This is a genomic window from Chryseobacterium electrogenes, assembly GCF_053553015.1.
The window spans coordinates 184,850-205,365 of record NZ_JBNPPB010000002.1 but is presented as its reverse complement, the minus strand read 5'-3'; the positions used below and the strand labels follow the sequence as shown (position 1 = coordinate 205,365).

At 34.3% G+C, this 20,516-nt stretch carries 21 protein-coding genes; 9 read left to right on the top strand and 12 right to left on the bottom strand.

What is annotated here, in order from left to right:
• Positions 1-2: 2 nt before the first annotated feature.
• From ACQQ6V_RS00955 to ACQQ6V_RS00940, 4 genes are all read right to left on the bottom strand, one after another.
• Positions 3-497: a F0F1 ATP synthase subunit B gene (locus ACQQ6V_RS00955; RefSeq protein WP_448843725.1), complete on the bottom strand. Its 495-nt coding sequence runs from the start codon at positions 495-497 to the stop codon at positions 3-5.
• Positions 498-576: 79 nt separating this feature from the next.
• Entirely contained in the window at positions 577-786 is a 210-nt protein-coding gene (gene atpE / locus ACQQ6V_RS00950) for an ATP synthase F0 subunit C (RefSeq protein ID WP_034675836.1), read from the bottom strand.
• A 44-nt stretch (positions 787-830) separates the two neighbouring features.
• Positions 831-1,922 carry a F0F1 ATP synthase subunit A gene (gene atpB / locus ACQQ6V_RS00945; RefSeq protein WP_448843724.1) on the bottom strand — a complete coding sequence of 364 codons (1,092 nt, stop codon included), beginning with the start codon at positions 1,920-1,922 and terminating at the stop codon, positions 831-833.
• A gap of 85 nt (positions 1,923-2,007) precedes the next feature.
• The gene (locus ACQQ6V_RS00940) at positions 2,008-2,376 is read right to left on the bottom strand and encodes a hypothetical protein (RefSeq protein WP_448843723.1); all 369 of its coding nucleotides are present in this window, start codon (positions 2,374-2,376) and stop codon (positions 2,008-2,010) included.
• Positions 2,377-2,475: 99 nt separating this feature from the next.
• Between ACQQ6V_RS00940 and radA the strand changes: the two genes are divergently transcribed.
• Complete coding sequence (gene radA, locus ACQQ6V_RS00935; RefSeq protein WP_448843722.1) at positions 2,476-3,822, top strand: DNA repair protein RadA; 1,347 nt, start codon at positions 2,476-2,478, stop codon at positions 3,820-3,822.
• A 2-nt stretch (positions 3,823-3,824) separates the two neighbouring features.
• A complete protein-coding gene (locus tag ACQQ6V_RS00930; RefSeq protein WP_448843721.1) occupies positions 3,825-4,391 on the top strand; it encodes an acyl carrier protein phosphodiesterase in 567 nt (188 codons plus the stop codon).
• A 1-nt stretch (position 4,392) separates the two neighbouring features.
• On the opposite strand, the gene ACQQ6V_RS00925 is transcribed toward ACQQ6V_RS00930, so the two are convergent.
• From ACQQ6V_RS00925 to ACQQ6V_RS00905, 5 genes are all read right to left on the bottom strand, one after another.
• On the bottom strand, positions 4,393-4,896 hold the full coding sequence (locus ACQQ6V_RS00925; RefSeq protein ID WP_448843720.1) for a DinB family protein: 504 nt from the start codon (positions 4,894-4,896) through the stop codon (positions 4,393-4,395).
• A gap of 11 nt (positions 4,897-4,907) precedes the next feature.
• On the bottom strand, positions 4,908-5,228 hold the full coding sequence (locus ACQQ6V_RS00920; protein ID WP_448843719.1) for a barstar family protein: 321 nt from the start codon (positions 5,226-5,228) through the stop codon (positions 4,908-4,910).
• Between the two features lie 3 nt (positions 5,229-5,231).
• Positions 5,232-5,807, bottom strand: coding sequence for a ribonuclease domain-containing protein (locus tag ACQQ6V_RS00915; RefSeq protein ID WP_448843718.1), 576 nt, complete (start codon positions 5,805-5,807; stop codon positions 5,232-5,234).
• 9 nt (positions 5,808-5,816) lie between these two features.
• The gene (gene nadE, locus ACQQ6V_RS00910) at positions 5,817-6,608 is read right to left on the bottom strand and encodes an NAD(+) synthase (RefSeq protein ID WP_448843717.1); all 792 of its coding nucleotides are present in this window, start codon (positions 6,606-6,608) and stop codon (positions 5,817-5,819) included.
• A 64-nt stretch (positions 6,609-6,672) separates the two neighbouring features.
• The gene (locus ACQQ6V_RS00905; protein ID WP_448843716.1) at positions 6,673-7,206 is read right to left on the bottom strand and encodes a GNAT family N-acetyltransferase; all 534 of its coding nucleotides are present in this window, start codon (positions 7,204-7,206) and stop codon (positions 6,673-6,675) included.
• 112 nt (positions 7,207-7,318) lie between these two features.
• Here ACQQ6V_RS00905 and gldB point away from each other — a divergent pair, with 112 nt between their 5' ends.
• The 3 genes from gldB (at position 7,319) to ACQQ6V_RS00890 (ending at position 9,867) form a co-directional block, all read left to right on the top strand.
• Complete coding sequence (gene gldB / locus ACQQ6V_RS00900; protein WP_448843715.1) at positions 7,319-8,311, top strand: gliding motility lipoprotein GldB; 993 nt, start codon at positions 7,319-7,321, stop codon at positions 8,309-8,311.
• Positions 8,312-8,332: 21 nt separating this feature from the next.
• Positions 8,333-8,659: a gliding motility protein GldC gene (gene gldC / locus ACQQ6V_RS00895; protein ID WP_448843714.1), complete on the top strand. Its 327-nt coding sequence runs from the start codon at positions 8,333-8,335 to the stop codon at positions 8,657-8,659.
• Between the two features lie 65 nt (positions 8,660-8,724).
• Positions 8,725-9,867, top strand: a complete 1,143-nt coding sequence (locus tag ACQQ6V_RS00890; RefSeq protein WP_448843713.1) for a cystathionine gamma-synthase — start codon at positions 8,725-8,727, stop codon at positions 9,865-9,867.
• A gap of 101 nt (positions 9,868-9,968) precedes the next feature.
• Here ACQQ6V_RS00890 and ACQQ6V_RS00885 read toward each other — a convergent pair whose 3' ends face one another.
• Positions 9,969-11,216, bottom strand: a complete 1,248-nt coding sequence (locus ACQQ6V_RS00885) for a beta-helix domain-containing protein (protein WP_448843712.1) — start codon at positions 11,214-11,216, stop codon at positions 9,969-9,971.
• A gap of 36 nt (positions 11,217-11,252) precedes the next feature.
• Positions 11,253-13,700, bottom strand: a complete 2,448-nt coding sequence (locus tag ACQQ6V_RS00880) for a TonB-dependent receptor domain-containing protein (protein WP_448843711.1) — start codon at positions 13,698-13,700, stop codon at positions 11,253-11,255.
• Between the two features lie 279 nt (positions 13,701-13,979).
• On the opposite strand from ACQQ6V_RS00880, the gene ACQQ6V_RS00875 reads away from it, so the two are divergent.
• From ACQQ6V_RS00875 to ACQQ6V_RS00860, 4 genes are all read left to right on the top strand, one after another.
• Entirely contained in the window at positions 13,980-14,534 is a 555-nt protein-coding gene (locus tag ACQQ6V_RS00875) for an L-threonylcarbamoyladenylate synthase (RefSeq protein ID WP_448843710.1), read from the top strand.
• Between the two features lie 320 nt (positions 14,535-14,854).
• Positions 14,855-16,279: a CCA tRNA nucleotidyltransferase gene (locus tag ACQQ6V_RS00870; protein WP_448843709.1), complete on the top strand. Its 1,425-nt coding sequence runs from the start codon at positions 14,855-14,857 to the stop codon at positions 16,277-16,279.
• Positions 16,280-16,352: 73 nt separating this feature from the next.
• Positions 16,353-17,147 carry a thymidylate synthase gene (locus ACQQ6V_RS00865; protein ID WP_448843708.1) on the top strand — a complete coding sequence of 265 codons (795 nt, stop codon included), beginning with the start codon at positions 16,353-16,355 and terminating at the stop codon, positions 17,145-17,147.
• Positions 17,148-17,242: 95 nt separating this feature from the next.
• The gene (locus ACQQ6V_RS00860) at positions 17,243-19,756 is read left to right on the top strand and encodes a M1 family aminopeptidase (protein ID WP_448843707.1); all 2,514 of its coding nucleotides are present in this window, start codon (positions 17,243-17,245) and stop codon (positions 19,754-19,756) included.
• A 74-nt stretch (positions 19,757-19,830) separates the two neighbouring features.
• Here the strand turns inward: ACQQ6V_RS00860 and ACQQ6V_RS00855 are convergent, their stop codons facing one another.
• The gene (locus ACQQ6V_RS00855) at positions 19,831-20,490 is read right to left on the bottom strand and encodes a porin family protein (RefSeq protein ID WP_448846163.1); all 660 of its coding nucleotides are present in this window, start codon (positions 20,488-20,490) and stop codon (positions 19,831-19,833) included.
• Positions 20,491-20,516: the final 26 nt, after the last annotated feature.

Genomic DNA, 20,516 nt, shown 5'->3' with positions numbered 1-20,516 from the left:
AATTAGTTAAGATTAGATTTGTTAATTAGGTTTTCTACCAATGCATTTTGAGCATCGTTATTATCTAATTTTTGCTTTAGAATATTTTCCGCGATGTTAACTGATAAGCTACCAATCTGGCTTTTGATTTCTGCCATAGCAGCATGCTTCTCTGTCTGGATAGATTGTTTTGCAGAAGCAATCATCTTCTCTCCTTCTGTCTTAGCAGCATCTCTAGCATCGTTAACAATCTTATCCTTCATATCTCTGGCATCCTTAAGAATTGCGTCACGCTCTAACTTAGCTTCTCTGATAATTCTTTGGTTATCTTCTTTAAGCTGTGACATCTCCTCTTTAGCCAATTTAGCTTGGTTAAGGGCATCTTGGATATTATTTTCTCTTTCTCTGATTGAAGCTAAAATAGGCTTCCATGCGAAACTTTTCAAAAGAATTACTAATAGTAAAAATACTACTGCAGTCCAAAATATGTTACCAATTGAAGGCGTTAATAAGTCCATTATCTATCTGTATAATTTGTTAATATTCTTTTTGAAAAGAATTCTACAAACCAACCGTTTGTAGAATTCTTAATTGTTTTTATCCGTTACCTAGTAATGCTACTACGATACCGAATAGACCAGCACCCTCGATAAGAGCTGCTGCGATAATCATTGCAGTTTGGATTTTTCCTGATTGTTCTGGTTGTCTTGCGATACCTTCCATAGCGCTACCACCAATTTTACCAATACCTAATCCTACTCCTAGAACTGCTAAACCAGCTCCGATTGCTGCGATACTACCTGTCATAATGTTATAATTTAAAAAGTTTCTTTTAATTTGATTTTAATCTATTAATGATCGTGGTGAGGTTCTTCTACCGCTGATCCAATAAATAATGCCGTCAACATGGTAAAGATATAAGCTTGTAACGCTGCTACCAATACTTCCAAAACATAAATAAATAAAGTTAATCCTAAAGACACTGGCGTAATCCCCCATGATTGCATAATGAAAATCAAGGCGATCAAACTCATAATAATAATGTGTCCCGCTGTCATATTCGCAAAAAGACGAATCATCAATGCAAAGGGCTTCGTAATAATTCCTAATAATTCTACAGGGACCAAAATGACATACACCAATATCTTACCCGCAACTGGCATATTATTACCCAAAGGATCTAACATGTGCATCCAATATGTTTTCTTACCACTAACGTTAACTACGATTAACGTAAATACTGCCATCACCATAGTGAAAGCGATATTACCCGTTGTATTAGCAGCTCCTGGAAGAAGTCCTAATACATTAAGAATCCAAATAAATAAAAATAAAGTAACCAAATAAGGCACATATTTTCTATACTTAACAGATCCAATATTCTGTAAAGCTATATCATCTCTAACAAAAATAATCAAAGGCTCCAAAAATCTAGCAACACCAGTAGGTACAGCAGATTTCTTATAACTACTTCTTGTTGCTAGTGCTAAGATAATTAAAATAACAGCAGCAAAAATCATTTGCGCCACAACCTTAGTAATAGAAAAATCCAAAGGTTTAGCATTAGTTGGATGCTCTACTCCTTTTTCATCTTTATGCATATCCAAAACACCCTCTGCATTAGTCTCATAAATCTTACCATGGTACAATTTATAAAACTTACCATCTACATCAGCAACCTCCTCTTCATTATGTCCAAATCTTGAAGAACTGAAAACCTTAAGACCACCATCTACCAAAATTACTGGCAAAGAAAATCCAACTGATTGATCCCCTTCACCCCAAAGGTGCCAAGAGTGACTATCTGCAATGTGATGCATAATGAACGGTACAGGATTGTACTTCCCTTCTTTTTCTGCCTCTGAGTGGGCTTCATTCGCTTTCGCAAAAGAAATACTAAGGACAAATACGTGAAGGAAAATTAACAGTTTTTTAAAATTCATGACTCGATTGATTTCTAAAATTTTTGCAAAAATATGAAATATTATCCGATTATATTAACATATGTTAGTAAATATTTATATGATTTTAGTCTTGTTTTTTTACCAACTTAATAACGTAGAAAACTTCGATCGCCAAATACAACCAATATAAGACAAAATAAGGCACAATTGCTTTTTTAAAATCAGGTTCAAACATCGCTATATAGCCAATTGCAAAAAATTTAAAAACAACAAAACCTAAAAAAACAAAACCTATCACATCTTTTTTGTTCAATATAAAAACAAGCGAAACACTCAAAATACAAATCAAGGTCACAAAAAACATCAGAAAATGAATTTTATAGTTAAGAGAAACGATCCCTTGTTGCGCCAATAAAAATTGAGTTAAAAAAAGAAACGCCGAAAAAGCAATAAATATCAGCGTGTAAGGTAATGTAATTTTAAAATTCTTCATAAATCACAAATTTACCAAAATTAATTAAGATGGTAATAATTTGATTCTACTTCAAAACAAAATTATACATTTTATAAAATTAGATTGTAATTTTACAGCATGGCAAAAGTAAAAACAGCATATTACTGTCAAAGTTGTGGTACACAATATCCACAATGGTTGGGACAATGTAAAAATTGTGGAGAATGGAACACGCTCGTGGAAGAAATCGTAGAAAAAACGACGTCTAAAAACTATTCAGGTGACAAAAAGCAACATATCATTAATATTGTAGAAGTCAACGCCCAAGAAGAACCACGGATTGCAACACCCAGCGACGAGCTTAATCGTGTACTTGGAGGAGGCATTGTGCTTGGCTCCGTGACATTAATTGGTGGAGAACCAGGCATAGGAAAATCCACTCTACTATTGCAATTAGCACTTAAAATGAGAAAAAAAGTATTCTACGTTTCTGGCGAAGAAAGTGCTTCTCAGATTAAGATGCGCGCCGATCGTTTAACAGAATTACAAAATCCAGACTGTTTTCTCTTCACCGAAACTGCTATAGAAAAAATCCTCCACGAAGCTAAAAAGCTGAAACCTAATTTCATGATTATAGATTCTATTCAGACTTTGCATTCTCAGTCTATGGAAAGTTCTCCCGGCACAGTTTCTCAGATTAGAGAATGCTCCGCCGAAATCATAAAATTTGCAAAAGAAACCAACACACCCGTTTTCTTAGTTGGTCATATCACCAAAGATGGTCAGATTGCTGGACCTAAAGTTTTAGAACATATGGTGGATGTTGTTCTTAATTTTGATGGTGACAGAAATCATTTGTTCAGATTATTACGAGCTAACAAAAACCGTTTTGGCTCCACTGCAGAAATTGGCATCTATGAAATGGTTTCTCAAGGTTTAAAAGAAATTAAAAATCCTTCTGAAATTCTCATCACCAAAAAATCCGAAGAATTATCAGGAAACTCCGTGGCTGTAACTCTAGAAGGTAACCGACCAATGTTGCTAGAAATCCAAGCGTTGGTAAGCACCGCAGTCTATGGCACACCGCAAAGAAGTTGCACAGGTTTTGATTCTAAAAGGTTGAATATGCTTTTGGCGGTTTTAGAAAAAAGAGCAGGTTTTCAATTAGGATCTAAAGATGTTTTTCTTAATATCACTGGCGGAATTAAAACGGACGATCCAGCTCTGGATCTTGCTGTTGTAGCATCCATTCTGTCTTCTAACGAAGATCTTGCAATTTCTGAAAAATATTGTTTTGCCGGAGAAATTGGACTGAGTGGCGAGATTAGACCCATTCCACAAGCCGAACAACGTATTTCTGAAGCCGAAAAATTAGGTTACGAAACGATATTTGTTTCTAATCTTAATAAAATCCCGAAAAGAAAATTTGCCATAAAAATTGTTGAAGTTGGGAAAATAGAGGATTTCCACGAAAGATTATTTTAGTTATGAATTACCTAGCACACTCCTATTTATCTTTTACCGACGGGCAGCTCGTAGGCAATATGATTGCCGATTTTATCAAAAACAATGAACGCGAAAATTTCCCTTTAGAAATCCAAGAAGGCATCAAGTTACATCGCGCTATCGACAGTTTTACCGATACGCATCCCGCTGTACATCAAGCAAAAAAAGTTTTCAGTCCGTTGGTGAGATTATATGCTGGCGCTTTTGTGGATGTTTCTTTTGACTATTTTGTCGCTCATACAATGTCAGAAAAAGACTTGAAAATTCACTCTCAAAAGGTTTATAAAATCCTGAACGAAAATTATCAATGGCTACCTTCTAACTTTAAAATCATGTTAGAAAAAATGGAAAAAGATGACTGGCTTTATAATTACAAAGAGGATTGGGGGATAAAATTCAGTATTCAAAATGTATTAAATAAGGCTAAATATCTGGAAAAAGACTTACCTGTTTTTCAAGCATTTTTAGATCATAAAAAAGAAATCGGAAAAGAGTTTGATACATTCTTTCCCGATATTCAAAATTATCTTAAAACGTTAGTTCTTTAATTTAAAGTATAGGCAAATAGCGTTCTTCTATCACTTTGAGATGATGGATATTATGACCAACAATTAATTGTCCCAACTTGGCAACAGTTATCTCATTACCATTGGCAGAGCCAGAATGCGACAAGGCTTTTTCTGATAAATCATCAAAAAACAGAATGCTTGTTTTTCTCACAAAAGAAAACTCATCTATAAGATTCTCAAGACTTCGGTCATTAGCTTCAGAGTTAGCTGCCCAAAGTTCTTCATCAAAACCTGGAAGCTCTGTCTTGTCAAACCGTGCAAATGTCAAAGCGCGGTAATTAAAAACTTTCTCGGTATCTATTAAATGTTGTAAAACTTCTTTGAGTGTCCATTTTCCTTCCGCGTAGGCCAACAAGCTTTGTTCTTCTGATAATTGACTATAAAACTCAAAAGTTTCTGCACCAACAATATCCAATGCATCCACCCAATTACCAGTCGGAATTAAATCTAGATAACGCTGAATATATTTTTCAAAATCTGTCATTATTAAGCGTTTTAATCTGTTAAATCGTCTTCTGTCTCACCATCTTCTTCATCCTCAAACTGCTCAAGAAAATAAGTAAACGTAAAGCCATCAACCTCTTCTTCTGCGTCTTCTAATGTGGTTAACAGATCCTCGAAAACCTCTAATTGATCCACACTAAGATTAACAAATTCTAGATGCAAAGGCATTTCTAACTCACCAGTTATCACATCGGATAATGCGTCTAGATTATCGCCAAAATATTCTGGCAATGTTAATTTTGATTTCAATTCTTTGTAAAAATCTTCGTAATCTCCAAGCTCGAAAAAGTCTATATATATTGTTTTATCCATAATTTATTTTTGTTGAAATGTTTGATAATGATCATGCGACACGAAAATTAATCCGTCATTGCTAAAAACCACACGATCGGCATTTCTATTACTGCATTTATAATTAAGATCCGCCTCATAATATTGGCGTCCTTTGCGCATTGGCAAGTTCTTTTCTCTATTCCCGAACTTATCACCGCCAATAGCTTTACCAGGAAGCGTGTCACAAAGATTACCTTTCCCTGGCTCCCAACCTTGCTCTCGTGCTTCTTTTTTTGTTATATAATAGTTGGGAAGTTTCTGATGCTTTTTAAGAAAATCAATTACAATAGATTCCTCAGTGAGCTCATCTATTGTTTTATTTTCAATCTCGTAGGGTTTTCTATTATTTTTTTTAGATTCTTTTTTTTCAAATTGAAAAGCTATCGAATCTTTAATTTTATTTTCAGCAAACTTTTTTTTAACAATCGGAGCTACCGTATCAACTTTCGGCAAAGATATCTCAACTTGAGGTTTTTTAGGCTTGAGAATATACATTGTTCCAATACCAGCCAATGCACCAAAGAAAAATATCAAAAATGTTTTTAATTTCGGATTCATTAAACTGAATTATATTTTAAAATCTTTAGGAATATCGCACACCGGGATTGGGTTAATCTTGTGTAACGTTGCTCGGTGCATGCGTTGATAAAGTACAAAAACTTCTTTTTCTCTACCTTCAAAGTTATCAGCAGTTAGAGATTGATCTTGCTCCATTGCCCACTCTAACTCGGGATAAGTCGCACCAATCTGTTGTTCGTCGGTACGTTCTTCATCCCAAAGTCCATCTGTAGGAACTGCTTTCTGAATGCTTTCTATAATATCCAAAGCTTTTGATAATTGATAAACTTCAGTTTTATAAAGATCTGCAATCGGCGAAATATCAACGCCTCCGTCACCATATTTAGTAAAAAATCCCACACCAAAATCCTCAACTTTATTACCAGTTCCTGTGACCAAAAGTCCGTTAATCTGTCCGTAATAATATAATGTTAACATTCTTAATCGCGATCTAGAATTAGCAAGCGCCAACTGCTCTGCGGGGAAACTTTCGTTTTCTACTTCTACCGTTTTTTGAAAAACATCAAAGGTTGGCGTAAGATTAACAGTAAAACCTTCAACATTAGGATATTTTGACTTAAGATCTTCTATATGATCTTGGGCACGGCTAACTTGATCTTCTTTTTGTCTAATTGGCATTTCTAACAATAAAGTTTTAAGACCTGTTTTAGCAGCCAATGTAGACACTACGGCAGAATCTATCCCACCAGATACACCAACGACAAAGCCTTTCATTCCTGATTTCTGAGCATAATCTGTAAGCCAACTAACGATATGATTGATTATTTTTTCGGATTGCACTTTTTTAAGTATAAATAGTTAATAATAAATTAAATTGAAACTTAACTTTCTCAATATTAAAATTTTACAAAGTCGGTATCTTGGTCATCTCATACCAATAACAATCGCCATCAGGCTCTGTAAATTGTCCGTTTTGTAAGAAGCCTAACTTTCTCAAGATATGATTAGAAGCCTCATTTTCTGTATGAGCATAAGCATAAAGATTGTCGAGCTTCATATCTACAAAAGCTTTATCAATAAAGGCTTTTCCAGATTCTGTTGCATAACCTTTCCCCCATGTTTCTGGCAAAAATCGGTAACCTAATTCATAAAAATTATAATGACCATTAACGGTGTCATCATTATATTTTAGTCCACTCCAACCAATTAACAGACCAGTATCTTTCTCTACTACCGCAAACCTCCCAATCCCAAAACGTTCGTACTGACTCTGGATCATTTCTATCACTTTTATAGATTCTTCGGGCTTTTCTAGTACAGGAATACCAATGTATCTCATCACGTCTGGATCCTTGTCCAGGAGAAATAATCTATCTGCATCAGATAATACTAAAGGTCTAAAAAATAATCTTTCAGTTTCGAAGGCTTCAAGCAACATAAAATTCTTATTTTTGCAGTTAAATTTCTATCGTAAAAATACTGATATTTTTTCGGGCTTAGAAAGCTCTTGAGAATATTTTTTAGTAGAAATTTTTATATGTTTTTAAATTATGAAAAAAATCTTCGTTGCAACTCTCACTTTATTACTGATTACAGGGCTTAATTCTTGTAAAAAAGACCCTGAAAATCAATGGAAAATTGAAATTAAAGATCCTGTAGAAAAAGTGGATATTGTTGACATTTCTAAAACTTTTTATGACTCTAATGTAAGTCTAGATAGTTTTAAAAAAGATTTTCCTTGGTACCAAGGCAGCGTTTCTGATGCTGATTTTGCAGAAAGACGTTCTGATCCTAGAGAAGTAAAAATCTACAAAGAGGCAATTTCTAAAATTAATACTCAAAAACTCAACAAGGATTTAGCAGCTTTATTTTCTCATATTAAAACGTACTTTCCTAGCTTTAAATCACCTAAAGTCTTCTTATATTCTACGGCAGCTTACTATGACAGTATTATTAATCCTGTATTTTATAAAGCAGAAGAAAACTATTTATTTATAGATATTTCTGCCTTTTTAGGTTATAAAAACTCAGCCTACGAAGGACTTGATTATTACATTCAGAAATCAATGAATCCAGAGAATCTAATCTCAAAAGTATCGCTTAATTTTGCAGAAAATATGGTCTCTGCCAAGCTAGAACAACAGAAATTCTTGGATAAGTTGATATACAACGGAAAAATACAAATCCTGCAAGATGCTTTCTTGCCAGACACACCTGATTATCTAAAACTGAATTACACCAAAGAACAAGAAGCCTGGAATGTTGCTAATGAAGCTAATATTTGGAATTATTTTGTAGAAAACGATTTAGTTTTCAGCTCAGATCCAAGATTGGCAGAACGATTTATCACGCCTGGTCCTTTTTCTAAATTCTATACAGAAATAGACAATGAAAGTTCTCCACAAGTCGGCATCTGGATAGGTTGGCAAATTTGCAAAAAATATCTTGCACAACATCCTGATGTAAAACTGAAAGAATTTTTGGATAAACCAGCCTCTGAAATCTTTGAACAAACAGATTATAAACCTAAATCAAATAATTAAATTATATAAAATTAATCCTAAATGAGACAAACGCAGATTACAATCAATGTAGAGCTAGACGAAAACCATGTTCCAGAAAAAATGACTTGGAACGCAGAAGATGGTGGTGTTAATACTCAGGAAACCAAGGCGACGATGATTTCGGTTTGGGATGATAACAAAAAAGAAGCGTTAAGAATTGATCTTTGGACCAAAGACATGCCTGTAGATCACATGAAACAATTTTTCCATCAGATTTTAGTATCTTTAGGTCACACCTATCAACGTGCTACTGGTGAGGATGATGTGGCAGAATGGATTGGTGAAGTAGCCGAAGAATTTGCTGTAAAGTCAGCAATTAAAATGTAATCACAGATGTTAGATAATAGAAGTTGAGAAACAATCACTTCTATAACCATTAAAATAAAAAAAAAATGAAATTCAACACAAAAGTTATACACGGTGGGCAACACCACGAGCCACATACCGGATCCGTTAACGTTCCTGTATTTTTAACTTCTACATTCGCACAAAGAACTCCAGGAGAATTGCGTGCAGGTTACGAGTATTCTAGAGGAGCCAACCCAACTAGACAAGCGTTAGAGGATTCTCTAGCAAGCATAGAAAACGGTGCTAGAGGTTTGGCTTTCGGGTCTGGATTAGCTGCGATTGATGCGGTATTAAAACTTCTAAATCCTGGGGATGAAGTTATTGCTGTAGACGATCTTTATGGCGGGTCTTACAGAATGTTCACCAGACTATTCGATAAATATCAAATTAAATTTAGCTTTGTTAATTTTGATGATGCTAAAAATATTGAGCAATATTTAACAGAAAAAACAAAATTAATCTGGTTAGAAACTCCTACTAATCCTTTGATGAAATTAGTAGATATTAAAGCTGTAACAGAAATTGTAAAAGGTAAAGATATCTTAGTCGCTGTAGATAACACTTTTGCGACACCTTATAGCCAAAGACCTATTGATCTTGGTGCTGACATCGTTATGCACTCTGCTACCAAATACTTAGGCGGCCACTCAGATGTCATTGCTGGTGCACTTATCGCTAGTACTCCAGAGTTGGGAGAAAAATTACATTTTATACAATTTGCTAGTGGCGGGATTCTAGGACCACACGATTCTTATTTGGTATTAAGAGGGATCAAAACTTTATCTTTAAGAATGCAACGTCACAGCGAGAATGGTATCAAAATCGCAGAATATCTAGAGCAACATCCTGCAGTGGATAAGGTATATTATCCTGGTCTTAGTAATCATCCTCAGCATGAACTTGCTAAAAAACAAATGAATGTTTTCGGAGGTATGATTTCTTTCACTTTCAAATCTGGGAAGAAAGAAGATTCTATCAAATTTTTAGAAAAACTAAGAGTTTTCACATTAGCAGAATCTCTTGGCGGTGTAGAATCTCTTGCTAATCATCCAGCAATGATGACACATGCTTCTATCCCAGCAGATAAACGTGCTGTATTAGGCATTACAGATGATTTAGTGCGTCTTAGTGCAGGCATAGAGGATATTGAAGACTTATTAACTGATATTGAACAAGCCTTCAATTAGTTTTTAAAATAGAAAAGTCTTTAAGACTAAAAATAAATCCCGAATCAAAAAAATGATTCGGGATTTTTATTAATTTAATTTGAAGAAAAAAAACGTGTATATTAATTTCCTGCGTCAGCTACATCAAAACTTGTAAGACCTGTCCAACCTTTTGCCCAATCTGGCAAAGCTGTACCGTTACCTGCTCCTGTTGCTTTGTCATTTTTAACATAAACTTTTGACAAATCTGGCGTTGGGTTGTTAGTCGTTGCCTTAGCCTTCCACTCTGTACCAACATTAACAAAACGGATGTTATTGATATTAGCAGCTCCTTTAAACCAATTGAAAGTTCTATCAGTTTCGAAATCTAATCCTATTTGGAAATTAGCGATAACCACGTTATCAAATTTACCTTGAGAACCAGCTCTGATCTTCATTCCTTGAGATTCTGCTCCAGCAGTATTTCCTATTAAAGTTACATTTTTAACCGTTGGATTAGATACACCACCATTAGCCCCATTAGTCGTATTAGCATCTGTATCTTGTGTATCTGCTTCTATACCTCTGTTACCTGGCTCTACAGCACCGATAAAGGCTTTCATTCTTGCAGCATACAAATAATCTACTGTCCCACTCCAGCTTTCTGTCCAGTCAAAAGAATCATCTCCAACTCCAGTTACTATGATGTGATCAAGATTAACATTTCCTCCGAACATCTCAACACCATCATCAGCACCATTGGTTACATATACATAAGATACCGTTGTCCCGCTACCAACACCGAAAAGTGAAAGTCCGTTAAATTCTTTTTCTGGAGAATACTTATAACCAGAATCTTTAATAACAACATACTTAATAACGCCTGAGTTATCTGTTTTATCTGTACCTCCATAGACAAGATCTCCTAATTCTGAAGTTGATGTCCCTGCACTACTTCTGTTAGATGGTGCGTTTCCTAAAACTACGATACCACCCCAATGTCCTTGCTTATGTGCTGTACCTTCGAATACAACAGGCTTAGAAGCCGTACCATTGATATAAATTTTAGCACCTCTTTCTACGATAAGGTAACTAACTTTATCTACTGTACCATCTGCCTTTAAAGAACCTGGCGTTACTTTAATTTGTGTCCCTTCTGGAATTGTAAGAGATGCACCAGCTTTAACAGCTACTACGCCAGTTATTGTGTAAACTTTTGAAGGATCTAATGTTACATTTTTTGTAATATCTCCTTTAAAATTGTTGGGATCAATATTAGAACCGTCTGTTATAATTTCTTCATCTTCCTTACTGTTACAAGATATTACAACTGCCGATGTAGACGCTATCAGGGATAAACCAAGAATCGCTTTTAATAATGTTTTTTTCATTTTACTTTTATATTATTAGATTATTATTTCGTTTTTTTATTTAGAAAATTTGTAGGTTAGACTAATGCCCACTTGTCGTCCTCTTGTATAATCTTTGTGGACGAAAGTACCTACATTACTAACTTGTTCGATTTTAGAATGTGGGTTCAAAAGATTTTTCCCTGTGATACCAATACCAATTTGGTTAAAGGATAGATTAAGATTAAGATCGAGAATATCTTTTGCCATCTCGTAGAAATTACCTCCGTTATTGGTCCCAATGGCAAAGAGACTTTTTCCGATTCGAGAGTAAGACACTACAAAATCTAATGTATTATTACTAGCCCACTTATAGTTGTAAGCGAGGTTGGCATTGGATAAAAACTTAGCCACCCCTTGCATATCATCTTTGTCTTGCCCACTAAACTGCGCGGTCTTACCATTATTTTCTTTAGCGATTTCAGCTTCATTTTTTAGTTGTTGTTGAGATTGCATAAAGGTTGCATTCACAAAAGCATAAAGCTTTGAATTATTCCATTGATAAAGGTCTTTTCTGATCTCCGCTTCAGCACCATAAACGTAACCCCATTTAGCTAAATTGAAATAAGTCATATCACTTGGTGCCGCAGAAGCGTAAGTACTTCTACCAATTGGATTCTGAATATATTTCCCGAAAGCAGCTACCGAAATAACTTCGCCAGATTTAGGGAAAAACTCCCATTTTAGATCAACATTATAATTATCAGAAGGATACAAATATGGATTACCATAAACGTTGGTTGTAACGTCGTAATAAGCTATCGGAATAAGCTCTTTAGGCTGTGGTAATGTGTAAGTTTTAGAGGCTGCGAATCTCAAATTCTGTTTATCACTAATGCTATATTTTGCATTAAGAGCGGGTAAAAATTTGTTGTATTGTTTTTTCTTTTTATTAGAGTCAAGAATATCACTCCATACGTTATCAAAATCGATATAATCAAACCTTCCGCCCAATTGCAATGTAAATCTATCAGAGAAATTAAAATCAAAATTGGCAAAACCAGATTGTATATTTCTTTTGATAGAATAATTACTTTTTTGAATATTATAAATAAACAAACCATTATTGTACGGATTGATAAAAGCATCAACATCTAGGTAATTAACAGGAATTGAGGTTGTAAAATTCATCCCTAATGTTGTCTGGTTAAACTGGCGATCCTTGTACGACCCATCATAACCAAGAACTAACTTATACTTTTCTGTAAATTTTTTAGTTAAATAAAGATGTCCTAGATAAGTCTTATCTTTCAACTCATCAAAATATCTGTGGTTATTAATAGCACTTCCTGCTAGCAATTCATTAGTTTCAGCATTAATGGTATTCTGCATACGATCTGGACGCTGACTGTTCAACATATTGAAGCCCAAAGCCCAATCCAAAGCCCAACTATCATTAACTGTATGATTCCCGAACAATTGATTAACCCAAGTATCTGTTAACTTATTATCACCTCTATTAACAATAACATCTCTATCTACATCATATGCATAACCTTTAAAGACTTTAGCATCTTGCTGAGAAGAATGGATATAATTGGTTGTAAATTTTAATTTGTTATAACTATTAATTTTATAATCAACATTCAATAAAGCTGTTGTATTGGTTTTATAATCGGATCGTTGCACGTCATATTTTTTATGAGGCGTTCCTTCTGCAAAGTAAAAACCTTCTTTTCCTTCACTATATTCGTAAGAATTCTCAAAGCCTGCATAACCGAAGAATGAAAACTTCCCAAGGGTTGCACCACCTTCAAAATTCATATTAGAATTAAAAGGATTTTGGGCATTTTTAAAATTCCATTTTGTTGTGAAAGGATATCTATCATTGGGATTTCCGGAGCGATATGTTGCTTTTTTAAAACCAAAAAAACCAGGACCTCCATCTTGAAGTTTAAAATTGTCTTTATCAAAAGTCTGAAGATTAAGAGAACTTCCTACACCTATTTTAAAATAAGGTTTCCCGGTATGCGCCTTAGAGACAATATCTACATTAGCACCGCCAAAATCTCCAGAAAACCTAGGATTATAGACCTTATCTAACGAGACAAATTCTATCATTGCCGTTTTAAAAATCTCCAAATCCATAGTTTTGTATTCTGGATTATCAGAAGGTATTTCTAATCCGTTAAGCGTTGTAGCATTATAACGATCTCCTAGTCCACGCACAAAAATCTGGCCGCTGCCTTCTTGTTTTTGTGTACCAGTTGCTTTGGTAATTGCTGTTGCAACATCTCCTACGCCTTGTTTTTCTAATTGCGTAGAACCAATTCGTTCTATAACTTCAACCGATTTTCTTTGGAGATTAATGAGATTAGATTCTTTTCCTTTTTTGCTACTACCTTGGATGATTACGCCATCAATAGCTTTCTCTTTTCTTATAGTATCACTTTTTTTCTCTTGTGCAGATAAGTTGGCAATACCAGAAAAAAACAAAACAGCGATGCTGAGTTGGATAATTTTCATTTCTTTCTTTTTACTTTACTTCGTTACAAAGAAAGTAGATGCTTCTCAGCCTAACTGTGCCATCTCCTTTAATTAATACTTAACAAAATATTAAGAAATCATACATTATGTTAAATAAATATTAACATCTGAATTTATAGTAATCTTCCGTTCATTTATAATTAAATTTGAACAGAATTTTTAATGATTTTAAAATAAAGCAAAACCATAATCGAATGATTAACAATGTTTTAATTATTTAACAGTTGTTAATATTCAGTTTTAACCAAAAATAATACAATGAGTCTAGATAAAGCTTTAGACGTTTTAAAAAACGGAGGCACTTTACTTTATCCAACAGATACCATCTGGGGTATTGGTTGTGATGCGACTAACCCAGAAGCCATTAAGAAAATATTTGATATTAAAAAAAGAGATACTTCTAAATCAATGATTATTCTTGTAGATAATGAGAAGCGATTACAAGATCTGGTAGATGTCCCAGAAATGGCTTGGGAAATTATTGACGTTAGCGAAAAACCAATTACTCTAGTCTATGACAATCCTAAAGGTCTTCCTAAAGAACTCTTAGCCGAAGACGGAAGTATTGGGATCAGAATGGTAAAAGATCAATTTTGCAAACGATTAATTGGTAAACTTAATAAGCCTATTGTATCTACTTCTGCCAATTTTAGTGGAGACAAAAGCCCATTAAAATATGATGATATTTCGCAAGAAATTATTAATCTTGTAGATTATGCTGTAGAAGAAAATCGAGATAAAATCTCAGAATACAACGGTTCTTCTGTGATTAAAATCTGGTCTGACGGAAGAATTAAAGTTCTCAGAGAATAATTTTTTCCTAAAAAAAACGTCTTGCAAACCTATAAAACTTTGCAAGACGCTAAATAAACTATGAAAAAAACTACTACTTTACTTTCTACTATGTAAAGCTTCGTTGGTATAATTACAAATCTCACGCCGATTATATTTTACAGACAAAACGACTGTTTATTAATTGCTTAGCGTAAAAAAAACGTCAATTTGGCTTTAATTCTGTCGTTAATTTTTCAACAAATTCTTTTTATAATCCTACACAATTAATGAAAGCATTGGATTAATTCTTTTCAAAAATTTTGAGAAAGCTTATCTTTGCCTCAAACTTTTCAAGCGCTATGATTATTAATCTTAATCAAAATAAAAACTTAAAACTTTTCAAAATTATCTCAGAAGTTGCCCATCAAAATAAGCAAACTGTTTATATTGTTGGCGGTTATGTGAGAGATCTTTTGATGAAAAGAAAAGCATCTACAGACATTGATTTTGTTACAGAATCCAGCGGAATAACCTTGGCAGAAAGCATTGCGCAATCGATCAATCCCAACACCAAAGTCAACGTTTTCAAAACTTATGGGACGGCGATGTTTCGTTATAAAGATCTGGAGTTAGAATTTGTTGGTGCTAGAAAAGAAAGCTATACCGAAGACAGCCGCAAGCCCGAAGTAGAAATTGGCACTTTAGAAGACGACCAAAAACGTCGAGATTTTACCATTAATGCTATGGCAATTTCTCTTAACAAAGATAATTTTGGAGAATTAATTGATCCTTTCAATGGCTTACAAGATATAGAAAAAAAGACACTAAAAACGCCTCTCGAGCCTCTACAGACTTACTCTGATGATCCATTAAGAATGATGCGTGCGATAAGATTTTCGTCAACTTTAGGTTTTAATATCGAAGAAAATTCTCTCCAAGCTATCGCGACAGAAGTCAACAGAATAGAAATCGTTTCTATGGAACGTATTATGGTAGAATTTAATAAAATTATGCTTTCTGAAAAACCTTCTCGCGGACTAAAACTTCTAGAAGAAACAGGACTATTACAATATATTTTACCAGAACTTACTGCTCTCAAAGGCATCGAAGAAGTAGATGGACAAGTACACAAAGATAATTTCTATCACACTTTAGAAGTTGTTGATAATATCTCTCAATACACTGATAAACTATGGTTACGCTGGTCGGCATTATTGCACGACATTGGTAAAGCGCCAACTAAAAAATTTGTAGAAGGCACCGGTTGGACCTTCCATGGTCATGAATTTTTAGGATCTAAAATGACAAAATCTATTTTCAAACGCCTAAAATTACCATTAAATCAAGATCAAAAATATGTCGAAAAATTAGTCAGAATGCACGCACGTCCCATCGCAGTTATTGCAGATCAGGCATCAGATTCGGCATTAAGACGACTATTATTTGATTCTGGAGAAGATTTAGAAGATCTGTTAACCTTATGTAAATCTGACATTACGACCAAAAATTCTTCTAAGCAAGAAAGATTCAAGAAAAACTTTGAGTATGTTGCCAGAAAAATAAAAGAGGTTGAAGAAAAAGACCAAGTAAGAAACTTCCAGCCGCCTATTTCTGGGGAAGAAATTATGCAATTATTTGACCTAAAACCAGGACGAGAAATTGGTATTCTGAAAGAAAAAGTAAAAGAAGCCATCCTAGAAGGCATCATCGAAAATGATAAAGAACAAGCTAAAACTTTTGTCATCAAAGAAGCTTCAGAATTAGGACTGACTTTAGTATCATAAATCAATTTTTCATTCATTCCTTTTTTATTAAATTTGAAGTGAATTAAATTTCACACAAGAAATCAAAAATAACATGCAAAACTACCTCGACCTTCTCACACATATAAAAGTTAACGGCACTGACAAAACCGATCGTACAGGGACGGGGACACGCAGTATTTTTGGTTACCAATTACGTTATAATTTAGCCGACGGTTTCCCTTTAGTTACTACAAAAAAGGTCCATTTAAAATCTATCATTTATGAACTTCTTTGGTTTTTAAAAGGTGATACTAATATTAAATATCTTAAAGATAATGGCGTTTCTATTTGGGATGAGTGGGCAGATGACAACGGTGATCTTGGTCCTGTCTATGGTGCACAATGGCGAAGCTGGGAAGGCGCCAACGGAACAATTGTAGATCAAATTACTGACGTTATTGATCAGATTAAAAAAAATCCAGATTCTCGACGATTAATCGTCTCCGCTTGGAACGTTTCTGAAATCCCGAATATGGCTCTAGCACCTTGCCACGCATTATTTCAGTTTTATGTAGCAGACGGAAAACTATCGCTGCAATTGTACCAGAGAAGTGCTGATGTTTTCTTAGGCGTTCCGTTTAACATTGCGAGTTATGCCTTGTTATTAATGATGGTAGCGCAAGTTTGTGACTTAGAAGTTGGCGATTATGTACATAGTTTTGGTGATGTTCACATCTACAATAATCATTTTGAACAAGTAGAAAGACAGTTATCTAGAGCGCCAAAAGCGCTTCCAACTATGACATTAAATCCAGACATTAAAAACATTTTTGATTTTAATTTTGAAGATTTTACTTTAGAAAATTACGATCCACATCCAGGCATCAAGGCGCCTGTTGCGATATAATATTAGTTAAAGTGAAGCGTTATGCTTCACTTTTTTTGTAACTTTAGTCGTCCTAAATTTTAGACACTATTTTTCATTCAAAATAAATTTTAACTATGAAAAAACTTATCTTATCCGTAAGTTTATTAGGTATATTTTTACCACAAGTTGCCCTAGCGCAAACCGAAACATCTGGTAGAGAAAAAGTCTATCGAGCCACTCATACCAAAATGACCGAGCTGAAGCATACTAAACTGAAAGTAAGTTTCGATTACCAAAAAGAACAAATGAACGGCGAAGAATGGTTAACTGCTGCGCCTTATTTTTACCCAACAGATTCTTTGGTGCTTAACGCAAAAGGCATGCTGATCCACGAAGTGGCTTTGGATAAAAACGGTAACAAATCCAATCTGAAATTCGATTATAAAAATGATATTCTGAAAATTAATCTTGATAAAACCTATCAGAAAAATCAAGATTATACAGTTTATATCAAATATACCGCACGTCCTAACGAAGTAAAACAACATGGAAGTGCTGCAATTAATGATGCTAAAGGATTGTACTTTATTAATCCGCAAGGCAAAGATCCAGACAAGCCAACGCAGATCTGGACACAAGGCGAAACCGAATCTTCGTCTGCGTGGTTCCCAACGATTGATAAGACCAATCAAAAAACAACTCAGGAAATTTACATGACCGTTCCTGACAAATATGTAACACTTTCTAATGGTTTACTAAAAAGTTCTACCAAAGAATCTAACGGACTGAGAACCGATTATTGGGTGATGGATAAAAAGCATTCTCCGTATCTATTCTTTATGGGCGTTGGTGATTTTGCAGTAGTAAAAGACAAATGGAAAAATATCCCTGTTAATTACTATGTTGAAAAAGAATATGAACCCTATGCTAAACAGATTTTTGGGAACACACCAGAGATGATTGAGTTTTTCTCTAACAAACTGAATTATCAATATCCTTGGTCTAAATATGATCAAATGGTAGGAAGAGATTACGTCTCTGGCGCTATGGAAAACACAACAGCAACGCTTCATGGTGAGTCTGCACAACAAAAACCAGGCGATCTAATTGACGAAAATCGTTGGGAAGATGTCATTGCACATGAGTTGTTTCATCATTGGTTTGGAGATCTTGTAACGGCTGAAAGTTGGAGTAATCTTACCGTTAACGAAAGTTTTGCAGATTATTCTGAATATCTTTGGAACGAGCATAAATACGGAAAAGATGAAGCCGATTATAAACTCATAAAATCCCTCAAAGCCTATCAAGCTAATCCTACTAATTTTACTAAGAATTTAGTAAGATTTGATTATGACTCGCGCGAAGATGTTTTTGATGCTGTTACCTACAATAAAGGTGGTGCAATTCTTCACATGTTGAGAAATTATCTTGGTGACGATGCTTTCTTTGCTGGTCTTAACGACTATCTTAAAACTTATGAATATGGTAACGCAGAAGCACATCAATTAAGATTATCTTTCGAGAAAGTATCTGGTAAAGATCTTAATTGGTTCTTTAATCAATGGTATTACGGTGCTGGTCATCCAAAATTAAATATCAAATATACTTACGAACCTGTAAAAAAACAAGTTAACGTTTCTGTCAGTCAAACCCAATCTGGAGCTTATTTTCAGTTTCCGTTAGCAATAGATGTCTATGAAAACGGTATCCCGAAAAGATATAATGTGTGGGCAGATGCTAAAGCTAATCAAAGTTTTTCTTTTGGTTTTACACAGCAACCTAACTTGGTTAATGTTAATGCGGATCAGGTATTATTGACGGATATTGTTGATGATAAAACGGCAGATCAATATTTTGTTCAATATACTAAAGCTAAAGAATTTAAAAGTAGATATCTAGCAGTAGAATTTGCTAAAGACAACATCGAAAAAAATCCTGCTGTGGTTAAAATTTTAGCAGCAGCGCTTAAAGATCCTTCTCATCGTATAAGAGTTTTAGCACTAAGCGCATTAGATTTATCCAAAGTAGATCAGTCAAAATTAATGTTGAAAGATGTTGAAAATATTTCTCAAAATGATACCAAAACTTTAGCTCAAGCAGAAGCTATTGCGGCATTATCAAAAACTAAAGACAAGAAATATCTAAACATTTACGAAAAAGGAATTAATGCTGTTTCTAACTCTGTTAAAGGTAATTCTCTTGCTGCAATATCAGAACTAGATCCTCAGAAAGTGGTTGGATTAATGGACAAGATTGATCTATCCAATGCTTCCGAAGACTTGATTAATAAGTTATTACCAATTATTGTTAAGAACAAGATAACGTCTAAGATGAGTAATATAGGGACTTTGGTGGCTTTTTATCCATTTGTTAAATTCCAGGATCCAGAGTTAGGAAAATATGCGGAAGAAGGTTATAATTGGATTATGACAAGTGATGATACCAAAGCGACACAAGCTATCACAAAAGTTCTTGGTCAGGCTAAATCTGAGATTGAAGCTAATCCTCAAGCTAAAATGATGATTGTCCAAATCTTAAAAGATGGACTTAATAAAAAGATGCAAACGCTTAAACAGAATTCTCAAAGTCAATCTTTGCAACAACAGATTGACTTAATTAATAAAACGATTGAGAATTACAATCAATAGTATTCTCAATAATAAAAACAACGCCCCGAAACTCTGTTTCGGGGCGTTAATATTTTAATGATAATTAAAAAGAATTATTCAAAGAAATAAGATAATCCTACACTAATCACATGTTCTGTTTTCTTACGAGCAACAGATGGATCCATAGTTCTAATTTCTTCTGGAGAATTTTTAAGATTAGGATAAGCATTAGATAAATGAATATCATACTTAAGAACTAGCTCTAATTGTCTTTTATAACTATAACCGAATCCTGCACCTGCTCCAAAATTAAAAGAATTAGCTTTACCATAAGTATCCACTTTATAAGATTCTTTAGCAGGATTTTTAATAGTTTGTCCAATTAAAAAATTAAACCTTGGTCCTACTAAAGCAAAAAACTCATTTTCATCTTCTGAAAAATAACCTTTAAAGCTTATTGGCACACTAATATAGTTATTACCATATACGGCATGCGATACATTTCTATTCTTTTCGATTTTACGATCTCCACCTTCTCCAGCTCCAAGATATAATACCTCTGTCTGAATATAGAATTGATCGTCTGAACCAACAGGCGTTAATGCTTGTACACCAGCCATAACAGAAACTCTAGAACCTGAAGGGTTATGAGCATTCTGCACTCTAGAGTAGGTAGGTCCTGCAGTAATCCCGAATCTTGTAGCACTAAAATCTATCTGCGCAGACATTGTTGCAGCTACAGACAGAGCAGTTGTTAGAAATAGTTTTTTTATCATCGTTTGTTTTGTTTTAATAATGT